Source organism: Micromonospora sp. BQ11, from assembly GCF_052068135.1.
Taxonomy (GTDB): Bacteria; Actinomycetota; Actinomycetes; order Mycobacteriales; family Micromonosporaceae; genus Micromonospora.
Genome location: NZ_JBQHDB010000021.1, coordinates 65,796 through 79,443 on the forward strand (window position 1 = coordinate 65,796; position 13,648 = coordinate 79,443).

14 protein-coding genes are annotated in these 13,648 nt (G+C 70.6%); 8 read left to right on the forward strand and 6 right to left on the reverse strand.

What is annotated here, in order from left to right:
* The first annotated feature begins 1 nt into the window (after position 1).
* The 5 genes from ACTMSW_RS30250 to ACTMSW_RS30270 all read left to right on the forward strand — a co-directional run bounded on the left by ACTMSW_RS30250 (position 2) and on the right by ACTMSW_RS30270 (position 4,567).
* Positions 2-931, forward strand: a complete 930-nt coding sequence (locus tag ACTMSW_RS30250) for a F0F1 ATP synthase subunit gamma (RefSeq protein ID WP_441184200.1) — start codon at positions 2-4, stop codon at positions 929-931.
* Positions 931-2,370, forward strand: coding sequence for a F0F1 ATP synthase subunit beta (atpD, locus tag ACTMSW_RS30255; RefSeq protein ID WP_441184201.1), 1,440 nt, complete (start codon positions 931-933; stop codon positions 2,368-2,370). Before ACTMSW_RS30250 ends, atpD begins: the two co-directional genes overlap by 1 nt.
* A gap of 212 nt (positions 2,371-2,582) precedes the next feature.
* Entirely contained in the window at positions 2,583-3,725 is a 1,143-nt protein-coding gene (locus ACTMSW_RS30260) for an LCP family protein (RefSeq protein WP_441184202.1), read from the forward strand.
* A gap of 89 nt (positions 3,726-3,814) precedes the next feature.
* Positions 3,815-4,099, forward strand: coding sequence for a F0F1 ATP synthase subunit epsilon (locus ACTMSW_RS30265; RefSeq protein ID WP_088992202.1), 285 nt, complete (start codon positions 3,815-3,817; stop codon positions 4,097-4,099).
* A gap of 12 nt (positions 4,100-4,111) precedes the next feature.
* Complete coding sequence (locus ACTMSW_RS30270; RefSeq protein ID WP_441184203.1) at positions 4,112-4,567, forward strand: DUF2550 domain-containing protein; 456 nt, start codon at positions 4,112-4,114, stop codon at positions 4,565-4,567.
* A 16-nt stretch (positions 4,568-4,583) separates the two neighbouring features.
* Here the strand turns inward: ACTMSW_RS30270 and ACTMSW_RS30275 are convergent, their stop codons facing one another.
* Both ACTMSW_RS30275 and ACTMSW_RS30280 read right to left on the reverse strand, forming a co-directional pair.
* Positions 4,584-4,985 carry a VOC family protein gene (locus ACTMSW_RS30275; RefSeq protein WP_441184217.1) on the reverse strand — a complete coding sequence of 134 codons (402 nt, stop codon included), beginning with the start codon at positions 4,983-4,985 and terminating at the stop codon, positions 4,584-4,586.
* Complete coding sequence (locus tag ACTMSW_RS30280; protein ID WP_441184204.1) at positions 4,982-5,554, reverse strand: cob(I)yrinic acid a,c-diamide adenosyltransferase; 573 nt, start codon at positions 5,552-5,554, stop codon at positions 4,982-4,984. Before ACTMSW_RS30280 ends, ACTMSW_RS30275 begins: the two co-directional genes overlap by 4 nt.
* Between ACTMSW_RS30280 and murA the strand changes: the two genes are divergently transcribed.
* Complete coding sequence (gene murA, locus ACTMSW_RS30285) at positions 5,553-6,992, forward strand: UDP-N-acetylglucosamine 1-carboxyvinyltransferase (RefSeq protein ID WP_441184205.1); 1,440 nt, start codon at positions 5,553-5,555, stop codon at positions 6,990-6,992. The two genes, ACTMSW_RS30280 and murA, sit on opposite strands and share 2 nt — an antisense overlap.
* Positions 6,993-7,066: 74 nt before the next feature.
* Positions 7,067-7,915: a 3-hydroxyacyl-CoA dehydrogenase family protein gene (locus ACTMSW_RS30290; RefSeq protein ID WP_441184206.1), complete on the forward strand. Its 849-nt coding sequence runs from the start codon at positions 7,067-7,069 to the stop codon at positions 7,913-7,915.
* Between the two features lie 37 nt (positions 7,916-7,952).
* On the opposite strand, the gene ACTMSW_RS30295 is transcribed toward ACTMSW_RS30290, so the two are convergent.
* From ACTMSW_RS30295 to ACTMSW_RS30305, 3 genes are all read right to left on the reverse strand, one after another.
* Positions 7,953-8,765: an alpha/beta hydrolase gene (locus ACTMSW_RS30295; RefSeq protein ID WP_441184207.1), complete on the reverse strand. Its 813-nt coding sequence runs from the start codon at positions 8,763-8,765 to the stop codon at positions 7,953-7,955.
* A 93-nt stretch (positions 8,766-8,858) separates the two neighbouring features.
* Positions 8,859-9,704, reverse strand: a complete 846-nt coding sequence (locus ACTMSW_RS30300; protein WP_441184208.1) for an ABC transporter permease — start codon at positions 9,702-9,704, stop codon at positions 8,859-8,861.
* Complete coding sequence (locus ACTMSW_RS30305; protein WP_441184209.1) at positions 9,704-10,549, reverse strand: ABC transporter ATP-binding protein; 846 nt, start codon at positions 10,547-10,549, stop codon at positions 9,704-9,706. The genes ACTMSW_RS30300 and ACTMSW_RS30305 overlap by 1 nt, the downstream gene beginning before the upstream one ends.
* A 151-nt stretch (positions 10,550-10,700) precedes the next feature.
* Between ACTMSW_RS30305 and ACTMSW_RS30310 the strand changes: the two genes are divergently transcribed.
* Positions 10,701-12,710, forward strand: coding sequence for a protein meaA (locus ACTMSW_RS30310; RefSeq protein ID WP_441184210.1), 2,010 nt, complete (start codon positions 10,701-10,703; stop codon positions 12,708-12,710).
* A gap of 110 nt (positions 12,711-12,820) precedes the next feature.
* On the opposite strand, the gene ACTMSW_RS30315 is transcribed toward ACTMSW_RS30310, so the two are convergent.
* Entirely contained in the window at positions 12,821-13,120 is a 300-nt protein-coding gene (locus ACTMSW_RS30315) for a DUF1540 domain-containing protein (RefSeq protein WP_441184211.1), read from the reverse strand.
* Positions 13,121-13,648 lie beyond the last annotated feature (528 nt).

A 13,648-nucleotide genomic window follows, 5' to 3' on the forward strand; every position in this document is an offset into this window, starting at 1 on the left:
CATGGCAGCCCAGGTTCGCGTTCTTCGCCAGCGGATTCGCTCGGCGAAGGGGATGAAGAAGATCACCAAGGCGATGGAGCTCGTGGCGACGAGCCGGATCGCCAAGGCCCAGGCCCGGGTGGAGGCTTCGCTGCCGTACGCCAAGGCCATCACCGGCGTGCTCACCGCGCTGGCGTCCAACGCGCGGATCGACCACCCGCTACTGACCCCGCGCGAGCGGGTGCAGCGGGCGGGCGTCCTGCTGATCACCGCCGACCGCGGTCTGGCCGGCGGTTACAGCTCCAACGCGATCCGGACCGCCGAGTCGTTGGTCGCCCGGCTGAAGGCCGACGGCAAGGACCCGGTGCTCTACGTGATCGGCCGCAAGGGCGTGTCGTTCTACCGGTTCCGTAACCGGCAGATCGCGGCGAGCTGGACGGGCTTCTCGGAGCAGCCGGCCTTCTCCGACGCCCGCGAGGTGGGTGAGACGCTGATCAAGGCGTTCACCGCCGGCGCGGACGACCAGGACGGCACCGCCGGGGCGGACGGCGTGCTCGGTGTCGACGAGTTGCACATCGTCTACACCGAGTTCCACAGCCTGATGACCCAGAACCCGGTCACGAAGATCATCGGCCCGATGCAGGTCGAGGACCGTCCGCGGTCCGAGGGCCTGCTCCCGGCGTACGAGTTCGAGCCGGAGGCGGAGGCGCTGCTGGACGCGCTGCTGCCGAGGTACATCAACACGCGGATCTACGCGGCGTTGCTGGAGTCGGCGGCGAGCGAGTCGGCGGCCCGGCGGCGGGCGATGAAGAGCGCCACCGACAACGCCGAAGAGATGATCGAGAAGTACACGCGTGAGATGAACTCGGCACGTCAGGCCGGGATCACCCAGGAGATCAGCGAGATCGTCGGCGGCGCGAACGCGCTTGCCGCGTCGGGAAGTGAAGTGTGATGACTGCCCCAGTACAGACCAAGACGGCCACGGGTCGCGTGGTCCGGGTCATCGGCCCGGTCGTCGACGCCGAGTTCCCGCGCGACGCCATGCCGGCCCTGTTCAACGCCCTCAACGTGGACGTGAACCTGTCCGGCGGTGAGAAGACGCTGACCCTCGAGGTCGCCCAGCACCTGGGCGACAACATGATTCGCGCCATCTCGATGCAGCCGACCGACGGCCTGGTCCGCGGCGCCGAGGTGCGCGACTCCGGCTACCCGATCCGCGTGCCGGTGGGTGACACGGTCAAGGGTCACGTGTTCAACGCGATCGGCGAGTGCCTCAACCTGACCGAGGGCGAGACCCTCAGCCCGGACGACCACTGGGGCATCCACCGCAAGGCTCCGGCCTTCGCGGACCTGGAGCCGAAGACCGAGATGCTGGAGACCGGCATCAAGGTCATCGACCTCCTGGCCCCGTACGTCAAGGGCGGCAAGATCGGCCTGTTCGGCGGTGCCGGCGTGGGCAAGACGGTGCTCATCCAGGAGATGATCACCCGTGTCGCCCGGAACTTCGGTGGTACCTCGGTCTTCGCCGGCGTGGGTGAGCGCACCCGTGAGGGCAACGACCTCATCGCCGAGATGACCGAGTCCGGTGTCATCGACAAGACCGCGCTGGTCTACGGCCAGATGGACGAGCCGCCGGGCACCCGGCTGCGCGTCGCGCTGTCCGCGCTGACGATGGCGGAGTACTTCCGTGACGTGAAGAAGCAGGAGGTGCTGCTCTTCATCGACAACATCTTCCGCTTCACCCAGGCCGGTTCCGAGGTCTCCACCCTGCTCGGCCGTATGCCGAGCGCGGTGGGCTACCAGCCGACCCTGGCCGACGAGATGGGCGAGCTCCAGGAGCGGATCACCTCCGTCCGGGGTCAGGCCATCACCTCGATGCAGGCGATCTACGTGCCGGCGGACGACTACACCGACCCCGCCCCGGCCACCACGTTCGCCCACCTCGACGCGACCACCAACCTGGAGCGGTCGATCTCCGACAAGGGCATCTACCCGGCCGTGGACCCGCTGGCGTCCTCGTCCCGGATCCTCGCCCCGGAGTTCGTCGGCGAGGAGCACTTCCGGGTCGCCACCGAGGTGAAGCGGATCCTGCAGCGCTACAAGGACCTGCAGGACATCATCGCCATCCTGGGTATCGAGGAGCTCTCCGAGGAAGACAAGATCACCGTGGCCCGGGCCCGGCGGATCGAGCGCTTCCTGTCGCAGAACACCTACGCCGCCGAGCAGTTCACCGGCGTGCCGGGCTCGACGGTCTCGATCCAGGAGACGATCGAGGCGTTCAAGAAGATCAGCGAGGGCGAGTACGACCACTTCCCCGAGCAGGCGTTCTTCATGTGCGGCGGTCTCGAGGACCTGGAGCGCAAGGCGAAGGAACTGATGTCGGAGGGCTGATCTTTCGGCCCTGACGCGAAAAGGCCGCCCCGGTTAACCCCGGGGCGGCCTTTCGTTCATCTTCACGACCTATGCTCGCCGATGCCCGGTTCCGGAGTCGGCGATCATGCGGGACGCGAGGTACCGTCTATTCCGCGCTCCCCCGAGCGCTGGATCCTGCAACCATTCGGCTGCGTGCGCCCGTCTCCTCTTCGTGGGCGTGACGAACGGAGATGCTCGTGGTGAAGGCCGGCAAGGGCGGCAGGAAGCCGTCCATGTGGTCCGGTGTGCCGAGGTGGGCCCAGGTCTGCACGGTCTTCGGCACGGTCCTGATGATGCTCAGTGGCGCGGTCCTGGTCGCCTCCGAGGCGCTCATGGCCCGCTACGAGGGCGCCGTGGGTAAGGCCGACCTCTTCGGCGACCAGGCGGCCGGCGCCAAGGAGCGCAAGAGCGACATCAAGGGCCCGCTCAACATCCTGCTGGTCGGCATCGACCCCCGTAAGCCGGAGACCCCGCCGCTGGCCGACTCGGTCATGGTGCTGCACGTGCCGGCCGGGCTGGACCGGGCGTACCTGTTCTCCCTGCCGCGTGACCTCTACGTGCAGATTCCGCAGTTCGGCAAGGCCGACTTCAACGGCGGTCAGGACAAGCTCAACGCGGCGATGTCGTACGGCAGCCGCAAGGCCGGGCAGAATCCGGACGCGGCCCAGGGCTTCGAGCTGCTGGCCAAGACGGTGCAGAACGTCACCGGCATCCCGCGGTTCGACGCGGGCGCCATCATCAACTTCAGCGGCTTCATCAAGATCGTCGACGCGATGGGCGGCGTGACGATGAACATCGAGCGCGAGGTGCGCTCGGAGCACCGCGAGCCGGACGGCACCCACCGCAAGGAGCGGCCGGGCGGTGGCAGCTACCTGGGCCCCCAGGCGGTCTACCAGAAGGGCAACCAGCACCTCAAGGGCTGGCAGGCACTCGACTACGTCCGGCAGCGCTACCCGAAGAACGGCGTCCCGGACGGCGACTACGGCCGACAGCGTCACCAGCAGCAGTTCGTCAAGGCGATGGTGAGCCAGGCCTTCAGCGCGGACGTCGTCACCAACCCGATCAAGCTGGACAAGGTCCTGCGCGCCGCCGGTCAGTCCCTGATCTTCAGCGGGCGGGGGCACAGCGTGGTCGACTTCGGGCTGGCCCTGAAGGGGCTCCGACCGGAGTCGATCCAGATGGTGAAGCTGCCCGGCGGCTCCCTCATCGAGGGCGGCGACTACAAGGGCGAGAAGTTCGTGCCCGAGGTGGACGACTTTTTCACCGCGCTGAAGAACGAGCAGTTGGACGCGTTCCTGCTGGAGCACCCGCAATTCCAGAACAAGAACAAGTAGGCGTGGTGCAGCTCTCGCCACCCGCGTTTCGGGCGCTCCGACGACGGGACTAGACTTTCGGCAATCCGCCGCCGCAGCAAGGAGACAGCGTGGCACAGCAGCTTCACGTCGAGCTCGTAGCCGTCGAGGAGAAGGTCTGGTCCGGCGAGGCCGAGATGGTCGTCGCCCGGACGACCGAGGGTGAGCTGGGTGTGCTGCCGGGGCACGCGCCCCTGCTCGGCCAGCTCGCCGAGCCCGGTCAGGTCCGGATCAAGCTCGCCGGTGGCGAGCAGGTCTCGTACGAGGTCGCCGGTGGCTTCCTCTCGGTGAGTGCCGAGGGCGTCACCGTGCTGGCCGAGAGCGCCACCCCGGTCTCCGCCGCACAGAGTCGCTGAGCCGACCCGCCGATGGAGATCGTCGAAGGGATCGCGATCGGCGTCGCCGTGATCCTCGGCGCGCTCCTGATTCTCTTCGTCCGGCGGGCGCTGGTCACCCGCAGCGGAGGCATCATCCGGCTCAGCGTCCGGACCTCCACGATGCTCGACGGCCGAGGCTGGGCTCCCGGCTTCGGCCGTTTCGTCGGTGACGAGCTCCGCTGGTACCGGATGTTCAGCTTCGCCCTGCGTCCCCGGCAGGTGCTCTCCCGCAAGGGGTTGGCGGTGGAGCGGCGACGTCTCCCCGAGGGCCAGGAGCGTTTCTCCATGCCCGCCGACTGGGTGATCCTCCGCTGTACCAGTCACCACGCCCCGGTGGAGATCGCGATGGCCCGGTCCACCGTCACCGGGTTCCTCTCCTGGCTCGAGGCCGCCCCTCCGGGGGCGGTCTCGCCGCGTCTGGCCTCCCAGGACTGGCCCGCGGCCTGACCCCGCCCCGATCCGGTCATGGATCCGGTGCGGCGACCAGCTCGACCTCGTACCCCTGCTCATCGGTGAGGTAGGCGGCGTACGTCCCGGGACCCCCGGCGTGCGGATGCCGGTCCGGGAAGAGCAGCGACCAGCCGTGCGCCGGCGCACGCTCCACCAGCCGGTCCACGGCGGCCGGTGGGCCCGCGTGGAAGGCCAGGTGGTTGAGGCCCGGGGCGAGCCGGTCGTGGACCCGCCCGGACAGCGCGGGGGACTCCTCCATGACCAGGTACGTCGGGCCGAGCCGCCAGGAGCGGCCGGCCGGCCACTCCTGGTACGGCGTCCAGCCCAGCTCGCCGAGGAGCCACCCCCAGCTGCGGCTGGCCGCGCCGAGGTCGGGTACCCAGACCTCGACGTGGTGCAGTCCGCCGGTGGTCAGCGCTTACCGCCCGGCACCCATAGCACATCTCCGTCCGGATTTGCCGTTCTTGACAGGATAAAGAGCAGATCGGAAAGACGGTTGAGATACTTTGCCGGGAGAGGGCTGGTCCGCTCAGGGTCGTGCGCGACCAGGGCCCACGCCGCACGCTCCGCGCGCCGGGCGATCGTCCGCGCCACGTGCAGCAGCGCCGCGCCCGCGGTGCCGCCGGGGAGGATGAAGGAGTCGAGCTTGCTCAGGCGTGCGTTGTACTCGTCGCACCAGCCCTCGAGGCGCTCCACGTACTCCTCGGTGACCCGCAGCGGCGGGTACTTCGGGTCCGGCTCGACCGGGGTGGCCAGGTCGGCGCCCACGTCGAACATGTCGTTCTGGATCGACCCGAGCACGGCCCGCAGATCGTCGTCGAGCTGGCCCAGGGCGAGCGCGACGCCGATCGCGGCGTTGCACTCGTCGACGTCCGCGTACGCGGCGATCCGCGGATCGGTCTTCGGCACCTGTTCGTTGTTGCTCAGCCTGGTCATGCCGGCGTCGCCGGCCTTGGTGTAGATGCGCGTGAGGTGGACGGCCATGACGCACAGCCTACGGATACCGGAACTGACGATCCCCGAGCGGCCCGAGGCGGCCACCTGGCCCCCGGGGCTGGGGCGCGGTGACGCCGCCGCACCGGCGGTCAACGACGTCGACGTCATCCGGGTACGCGGAGACGCCCGGCTGACCGGCAGCGTGCACGTCGTCGGCGCGAAGAACTCGGCCTTGAAACTGATGGCCGTCGCCCTGCTCGCCCCGGGCCGCAGCGCGATCACCAACGTGCCGCGGATCACCGACATCGCGATCATGGGCGAGGTGCTGCGCCGCCTCGGCTGCGGCGTACGGTTCGACGCGGACGACCCGGTCGACCCGATGGTCGCGCACGGCGGCGTGGCCCGCTCCCGGTCGGTCACCATCGACGTGCCCGACGAGCCCGGCGCCGAGGCCGACTACGACCTCGTACGCCGGCTGCGCGCCTCGATCTGCGTGCTCGGCCCGCTGCTGGCCCGCCGTGGGTACGTGCGAGTGGCGCACCCCGGCGGCGACGCGATCGGCTCCCGGGGCCTGGACATGCACATCTCCGGTCTGACCCGGATGGGCGCCGACATCTCCGGCGAGCACGGCTTCGTGATCGCCGAGGCGCCGAACGGCCTTCGCGGCGCCGAGATCGTGCTCGACTTCCCCAGCGTGGGCGCGACCGAGAACCTGGTGATGGCCGCCGTCCTCGCCGACGGCACCACCGTGATCGACAACGCGGCACGGGAGCCGGAGATCGTCGACATCTGCACGATGCTCAACCAGATGGGCGCGCTCATCGACGGGGCCGGCACCTCCACGCTGACCATCGTCGGCGTGCCCGCCCTGCGGCCCGTACGCCATGCCACGGTGGGGGACCGGATCGTCGCCGGCACCTGGGCCTTCGGCGCCGCGATGACCCGGGGCGACGTGACCGTGACCGGCCTGGACCCGGCATTCCTGGAGATCGCCCTGGACAAGCTGGTGTCCGCCGGAGGGCTGGTGGAGACGCGGGCGGACGCGTTCCGGATCCGCATGGACGACCGGCCGAGGGCGGTGGACGTGGTCACGCTGCCATACCCGGGCTTCGCCACCGACCTGCTGCCGATGGCGATCGGGCTGGCCGCCGTGAGCGAAGGCGCGTCGCTGATCACCGAGAACATCTTCGACGGCCGCTTCATGTTCGCCAACGAGATGATGCGCCTCGGCGCGGACATCAAGACCGACGGACACCACGCCGTCGTGCGGGGACGGGACCACCTCTCCGGAGCCCCGGTACGCGCCACGGACATCCGGGCCGGCGCCGGGCTGATCATCGCCGGGCTCTGCGCCGAGGGGATCACCGAGGTGTCCCACGTGCACCATGTGGACCGGGGCTACCCGGACTTCGTGGCGGACCTGCGGGCGCTCGGCGTTCAGGTCGAGCGCGGCACCGGCCCCGAGGATCCCGACCTGTCCATCTGACCCGGGCCTTAGCAGTCGTTCAGTCTCGCCGACTAGGGTGCTGACAGACACTCTTACAGGCGAGGGAGAAGCAGATGGCGGGTCGACTCGCGGTCGTCGGGGCCGGGCTCATGGGCTCGGGTATCGCCCAGGTGGCGGCGCAGGCGGGCTGGCAGGTGACGCTGCGGGACCTGGACGACGCGGCCACCGGACGCGGCCTGGCCGGCATCCGGAAGTCGCTGGAGAAGTTCGCGGAGAAGGGCAAGATCGACGCCTCCGAGGTCGAGGCGACCCTGGGCCGGATCACGCCGACCACCGACCTGGAGGCCGCCGCCGACGCGGACGTCGTGGTCGAGGCCGTCTTCGAGCGGCTGGAGATCAAGCACGAGGTGTTCCGCGCGCTCGACAAGATCTGCAAGGCGGACGCGGTGCTCGCCACCAACACCTCGGCCATCCCGGTGACCCAGATCGCCGCGGTCACCGAGCGCCCCGAGGCCGTCGTCGGCACCCACTTCTTCTCGCCGGTGCCGATGATGAAGCTCTGCGAGCTGGTCCGGGGCTACAAGACCAGCGACGAGACCCTGGCGACCGCCAAGGCGTTCGCCGAGGAGATCGGCAAGACCGTCGTGGTGGTCAACCGGGACATCGCCGGCTTCGTCACCACCCGGCTGATCGCCGCCCTGGTCGTGGAGGCGGTCAAGCTCGTCGAGTCCGGGGTCGTCTCCGCCGAGGACCTGGACACCGCCTGCCGGCTGGGCTTCGGCCACGCCATGGGCCCGCTGGCCACCACCGACCTGACCGGCGTGGACGTGCTGCTGCACGCCTCGAAGAACATCTACACCGACACGGCCGACGAGAAGTTCTTCCCGCCGGAGCTGCTCCAGCGCATGGTCACCGCCGGTGACCTCGGCCGCAAGACCGGCAAGGGCTTCTACACCTACTGAGCCGCCCGAGGACGCCCCCGGCCGCCGGTCGGGGGCGTCACGCTTCCCCGGTTGTGGTCAGCGCGGCACCGAGCAGGGCGAACGCGTCCGGGATGACGGTGCCCCAGTAGGCGAAGTTGTGCCGGCCGTCGGCCCACTCGGCGCGGACCGGAGGCTCGGGCAGCGCCTCGGCCAGGGCGCGGACGTCCCCGAGGAAGCTGTCCTGCCGGCCGCACCACAGGCCGACGGGAGTGCCGCGCAGTTGCTCCGCGCCGGCGAACACCGCGTCGCCGGGGCGTACGGCGGGGGAGAAGGCGGCCACCGCGCGCAGCCAGCCCGGGTAGGCCTCGGCGAGCAGCAACGCCCCGAAGCCCCCCATCGACCAGCCCCACACCGCCAGCCGACCGGTGTCGAAACCACGCTGGGCGCACCAGGCGGGTACCTCCTCCCGGATCATCCGCTGCGGGTCGTCCCCGCCGGAGCGGCGCCAGGAGAGCCGGTCGCCGGTGGCTCCGGCGAGAACGAAGGGCGGTGCGCCGCGTCGTACGGCATCGGTGAGGAAGCGGGCGAAGCCGAAACGAGGGAAGTCCCGGGCGGTGGCGGAGGCGCCGTGCAGCACCAGGCACACGGGCAGGCCGCTGCCGTCGCCGTACCCCTCGGGCACGGCCGTCCAGAGATCGACCTCGCGCCCTCGGGCGGCGGAGTGGACGCGGACTAACTGCTCGTCGCCGGCCGGGGCGTCGGGCTGGGCGGGCGCCGGCCCCGGGCGGGGGCGGGACAGTTGCCGGACGGCGAGCCCGCCGACCACGGCGGCACCGACCGTGCCCGCGCCGGCCACCAGCAGCCGGCGCCGGGTCAATGCGTGAGGCATACCGGCGAGTCTCGCACTCGTACGGGCGGGCCGGCTGTTAACGGGGGACCCTTCCTCTACCGGAGGCGTTAAGAAGGGGCCCTTCCTTACACCTCAGCCGTCGCGCTTCGTTGTCCAGCGGAAGGTGGTCAGGCAGAGCACCAGGCCGATCACGCACCACAGCGCGAGGACCAGGGCGACCCGGTCCAGCTCGAACGACCCGCCGGGTTCCCGGCCGCCGAACGACTCGGGCAGGAACACCGAGCGCAGGCCCTGGCACATCCACTTGAGCGGGAACAGGGCCGCGACCTGCTGCATCCAGCTCGGCAGCTCGGTGAAGACGAAGAACACCCCGGAGATGAACTGGAGGACCAGGGCGACCGGGGTGACCACGGCCGAGCCGCTGCGGGCCGTACGGGCCAGCGACGAGATGGCGATGCCGCACAGGGTGCACGCGGTGACGCCGAGCACCGCCACCCAGCCGAACGTCAGCCACTTCGCGGCGGTGGCGGGCAGGTCCAGGTCGAACAGCGCGACCGACACGGCCAGCAGCACGGCGGTCTCCGCGATCCCGATCGCCACCACCATGAGGACCTTGCCGGCGAACCAGACCCACCTCGGCATCGGCGTGCCGCGGTACCGCTTGAGCACCCCTCGGTCCCGCTCGATCGGGATCCAGATGCCGAGGTTCTGGAAGCTGACCGTCATGAGGCCGGTGGCGATCATGCCGGTGATGAAGTACTGCGTGTAGCTGACCCCCGGGGCGATCTCGTCGTTGAAGATCGCCGCGAAGATCAGGATCATGATGACCGGGAAGCCCAGCGTGAAGACGACGGACTCCCGGCTGCGCAGGAACTGGGTGATCTCCAGGCGCCCCTGCCGCAGGGCGAGGGCGGCCGGCCCGATCCGGCGGCCCGGTGCGGCGGCGACCGGCGTCGCCGGCTTCGTCGTGGTCGTCATCAGTGTCCGATCATCCGCAGGTAGATGTCCTCGAGGGTCGGCCGCGACACCGTGAGGCCCGGGACCTCGCCGCCGAAGCGCGCGGCCAGCTCCGCCACCAGCGCCGTCGGCGACGCGCTCTCCGCCGACTCGACGGACCCCTCCGGCGTACGCCAGGAGACCGTCGCCAGGGCCTCGTGCCGATTGCCGAGCCGGTTCGGCGGGGCGACCTCGACCAGCCGGCCATGCGCGATCACGCCGACCCGGTCGGCGAGGGCCTCGGCCTCGTCCAGGTAGTGCGTGGTCAGCACGATGGTGGTGCCGGCGGCGGCGAGGTCGCGAATCAGCTCCCAGAACTCGCGGCGGGCCTCCGGGTCGAAGCCGGTGGTCGGCTCGTCGAGGAAGAGCAGCTCGGGGCGCCCGATGATGCCCAGTGCCACGTCCAGGCGGCGCTTCTGGCCGCCGGAGAGGGTGTGCGTACGGGCCTTGGCCTTGGCGCCCAGCCCGACCCGCTCGATCACCTTGTCCGGGTCGTCGGCCTTGCCGTAAAAGCCCGAGAAGTGCCCGACGACCTCGGCGACGGTCAGTTCGTCGAACTCGCCGGTGCCCTGGAGCACGATGCCGACCCGGGACCGCCAGTCCCGTGCCGGGGCGGCCGGGTCGCTGCCGAGCACCGACACCTCGCCGGCATCGCGCCGACGGAAGCCCTCCAGGATCTCCACGGTGGTGGTCTTCCCGGCGCCGTTCGGACCGAGCAGGGCGAACACCTCGCCCCGGTGGACGTCGAGGTCCACGCCGGCCACGGCGACGGTGTCCCCGTACGCCTTGCGCAGCCCCCGGACGGAGATCGCCAGCTCGTCATCCATGCCGTCAAGTGTGCGGCCTGACGGCGGCCGTACGGCGTCCGGGGTGTGGCGGTCCCGACCAGCCCGCGTGCTCTGCACCCGGATGCGCGCCACATGGACCTGTGTGGTTTTCCACAGCCCAAGTGACTGAACGGTAACTTAGACTCCGGCCATGGATGAGAAGGCTCTCCCGGGTCGGCTGCCGGAACGCGACCGCCCGTGGGTGATGCGCACCTACGCCGGGCACAGCTCGGCCGCCGCGACCAACGCGCTCTTCCGCCGCAATCTGGCGAAGGGGCAGACCGGCCTGTCGGTCGCCTTCGACCTCCCCACCCAGACCGGGTACGACCCGGACCACGAGCTGGCCGCCGGTGAGGTCGGCCGGGTCGGCGTACCGGTGGCGCACCTGGGCGACATGCGGGCCCTCTTCGACGGCATCCCGATCGCCGACATGAACACCTCGATGACGATCAACGCGCCGGCGATGTGGCTGCTCGCGCTCTACGGCACGGTCGCCGCCGAGCAGGGCGCCGAGCTGGTCCGCTGCGCCGGTACCACGCAGAACGACATCATCAAGGAGTACCTGTCCCGGGGCACGTACATCTTCCCCCCGGCGGCGTCGCTGCGGCTGACCGCCGACGTCATCGCGTACACGCTGCGCGAGATGCCGAAGTGGAACCCGGTCAACATCTGCTCGTACCACCTGCAGGAGGCCGGTGCGACTCCGGTGCAGGAGGTCGGCTTCGCCCTCTCCACCGCCGTCGCGGTGCTCGACGCGGTCCGTGACTCCGGCCAGGTGCCGGCCGAGCGGATCGGCGACGTCGTCCAGCGGATCTCCTTCTTCGTCAACGCCGGGGTGCGCTTCGTCGAGGAGATCGCCAAGATGCGGGCCTTCGGCGCGCTCTGGGACGAGATCACCCGCGAGCGGTACGGCGTCGAGAACCCGAAGCAGCGCCGGTTCCGCTACGGCGTGCAGGTCAACTCCCTCGGCCTCACCGAGGCGCAGCCGGAGAACAACATCCAGCGCATCGTGCTGGAGATGCTCGGCGTCACCCTCTCCCGGGACGCGCGCGCCCGCGCGGTGCAGCTGCCCGCCTGGAACGAGGCCCTCGGGCTGCCCCGGCCGTGGGACCAGCAGTGGTCGCTGCGCATGCAGCAGGTGCTTGCGTACGAGTCCGACCTGCTGGAGTACCCCGACCTCTTCGCCGGCTCGCACGTGATGACCGCCCTGGTCGACGACATCGTCACCGGCGCCCGCGTCGAGCTCGACAAGGTGCTGGAGATGGGCGGCGTGGTGGCGGCCGTGGAGACCGGCTACCTCAAGAGCGCGCTCGTCGCCTCGCTGGCCGAACGGCGTCGCCGCATGGAGTCCGGCGCCGACGTGGTCGTGGGCGTCAACCGGTACACCGAGACCGAGCCGTCGCCGCTGACCGCGGCCGGCGCCGAGGCCGTCGAGCAGGTGGACCCCGCCGTCGAGGAGGCCGCCACGAACTCCGTACGCGAGTGGCGGGCCGGCCGGGACGCGGCGGCGGTGGACGCGGCACTGGCGCGACTGCGGGCGGACGCCGCGACCACGGCGAACCTGATGGACGCGACGCTGGAGTGCGTGCGGGCCGAGGTGACCACCGGCGAGTGGGCGGGCGCGCTGCGGCAGGTCTTCGGCGAGTACCGGGCACCGACCGGCCTCGCGGGCGCGGCCGGCGCCGGCGGGGACGCCACGCTCGCCGGGGTACGGGAGCGGGTCGCCGCCACCGCCCGCGAGCTGGGCAGCGGCCGGCTGCGGCTGCTCGTCGGCAAGCCCGGCCTGGACGGGCACTCCAACGGCGCCGAGCAGATCGCGGTACGCGCCCGCGACGCCGGCTTCGAGGTCGTCTACCAGGGCATCCGGCTGACCGCCGGGCAGATCGTCGCCGCCGCCGTCGAGGAGGACGTCGACCTGGTGGGGCTCTCGGTGCTCTCCGGCTCGCACCTGGCTGCGGTACCGGCGGTCCTGGACGGGCTCCGCGCCGCCGGCCGGGGTGACCTGCCGGTGGTGGTCGGCGGCATCATCCCCGCCGGTGACGCCGAGACGCTCCGCGCGGCCGGGGTCGCCCGGGTGTTCACGCCGAAGGACTTCGCACTCACCGGCATCATCGACGAACTGGTCACGGTAGTCCGCGAATCCAACGGCCTGCGGGTGTAAGGAAGGGCCCCCCGTTAACGCCTGGCGTAGTACAGGGGACCCCTCTTAACGCTTCGGTGCCAGCCTCGCGCGTTGCTCGCGGGGCTGTGGGTGGCGGCTGGCCCGGAGGGTCAGCGGCCGGCGTAGGTCATGCAGTCGGCCATGTCGTTGTCCGGACCCACTTTGATCGCCGGGGCGTGGCACTCCAACTGCTCGTTGTGCCGGCAGTCCGCCCGCTGACACGCGCCGACCTGTGCGATCTGGTCGTCCATGCCGGCCCGCACGGCCGGCATCTCGATGAACGTGTGGCAGTGGGCGTGGTCCATGCTCCCGATCGTGATGGCGAAGGCGTGGCAGTCGCCGGTGTGGTTGTACGCGCAGGCCGCGACCACGCATTCCTGAACGCGGGGCATCTCCATCGCTGCGGTCATGCCAACCTCCTCTAGGGTGTTGCCCCAATTTTAGGCTTTTGCGACGTTGGGGGTGGGGGTTCGACCGCGCGCCGACGGTTCGTTGATCGACCGGGTTCGGTGAGTCTCACGCGCCGTGGCAGGCCTACGGTCACCTGCCGGGATTCGGCTCCCGGTGACCGGGACCCGGGGAGATCTTGGTAGAAAGGGGCCTCTCCAGGGGCCATTACGTACCAAGATCTCGGAGGACCCTGCCGACGCCGGCGGCGACCCGAAGGAGGCAGCCGGCCCCTCGTGGGAAGGTGCGAGCCGGGCGCATCCCGTCTACGGGTGTCGACCGGGGTGGGGAACGCCGTTGTCACGCGATAACCGGCAGTTCGGGGGGCTCGCCGAGTTCCCCCGGGGTCTGGGTGCGGGTGTCCTGTGCTGGGCGGCGTGTCCGATTTCGGGGTGTGACCGGAGACATCCTGGGGGCGGAATCGTGGCTGGCCGGGGGTCGTTACATCAGGTGGACGATCGAGCAGGACACGCAGCCTCCGGCCGCGGGTG

Coding starts and splice junctions, on each gene's coding strand:
- ACTMSW_RS30270 (WP_441184203.1), top strand. CDS start 4,112: ATGGAGATCGTCGAAGGGATCGCGATCGGCGTCGCCGTGATCCTCGGC.
- ACTMSW_RS30290 (WP_441184206.1), top strand. CDS start 7,067: ATGGCGGGTCGACTCGCGGTCGTCGGGGCCGGGCTCATGGGCTCGGGT.
- ACTMSW_RS30250 (WP_441184200.1), top strand. CDS start 2: ATGGCAGCCCAGGTTCGCGTTCTTCGCCAGCGGATTCGCTCGGCGAAG.
- ACTMSW_RS30295 (WP_441184207.1), bottom strand. CDS start 8,765: ATGCCTCACGCATTGACCCGGCGCCGGCTGCTGGTGGCCGGCGCGGGC.
- ACTMSW_RS30315 (WP_441184211.1), bottom strand. CDS start 13,120: ATGACCGCAGCGATGGAGATGCCCCGCGTTCAGGAATGCGTGGTCGCG.
- murA (WP_441184205.1), top strand. CDS start 5,553: ATGACGCACAGCCTACGGATACCGGAACTGACGATCCCCGAGCGGCCC.
- ACTMSW_RS30260 (WP_441184202.1), top strand. CDS start 2,583: ATGCTCGTGGTGAAGGCCGGCAAGGGCGGCAGGAAGCCGTCCATGTGG.
- ACTMSW_RS30310 (WP_441184210.1), top strand. CDS start 10,701: ATGGATGAGAAGGCTCTCCCGGGTCGGCTGCCGGAACGCGACCGCCCG.
- ACTMSW_RS30305 (WP_441184209.1), bottom strand. CDS start 10,549: ATGGATGACGAGCTGGCGATCTCCGTCCGGGGGCTGCGCAAGGCGTAC.
- ACTMSW_RS30280 (WP_441184204.1), bottom strand. CDS start 5,554: ATGGCCGTCCACCTCACGCGCATCTACACCAAGGCCGGCGACGCCGGC.
- ACTMSW_RS30300 (WP_441184208.1), bottom strand. CDS start 9,704: ATGACGACCACGACGAAGCCGGCGACGCCGGTCGCCGCCGCACCGGGC.
- atpD (WP_441184201.1), top strand. CDS start 931: ATGACTGCCCCAGTACAGACCAAGACGGCCACGGGTCGCGTGGTCCGG.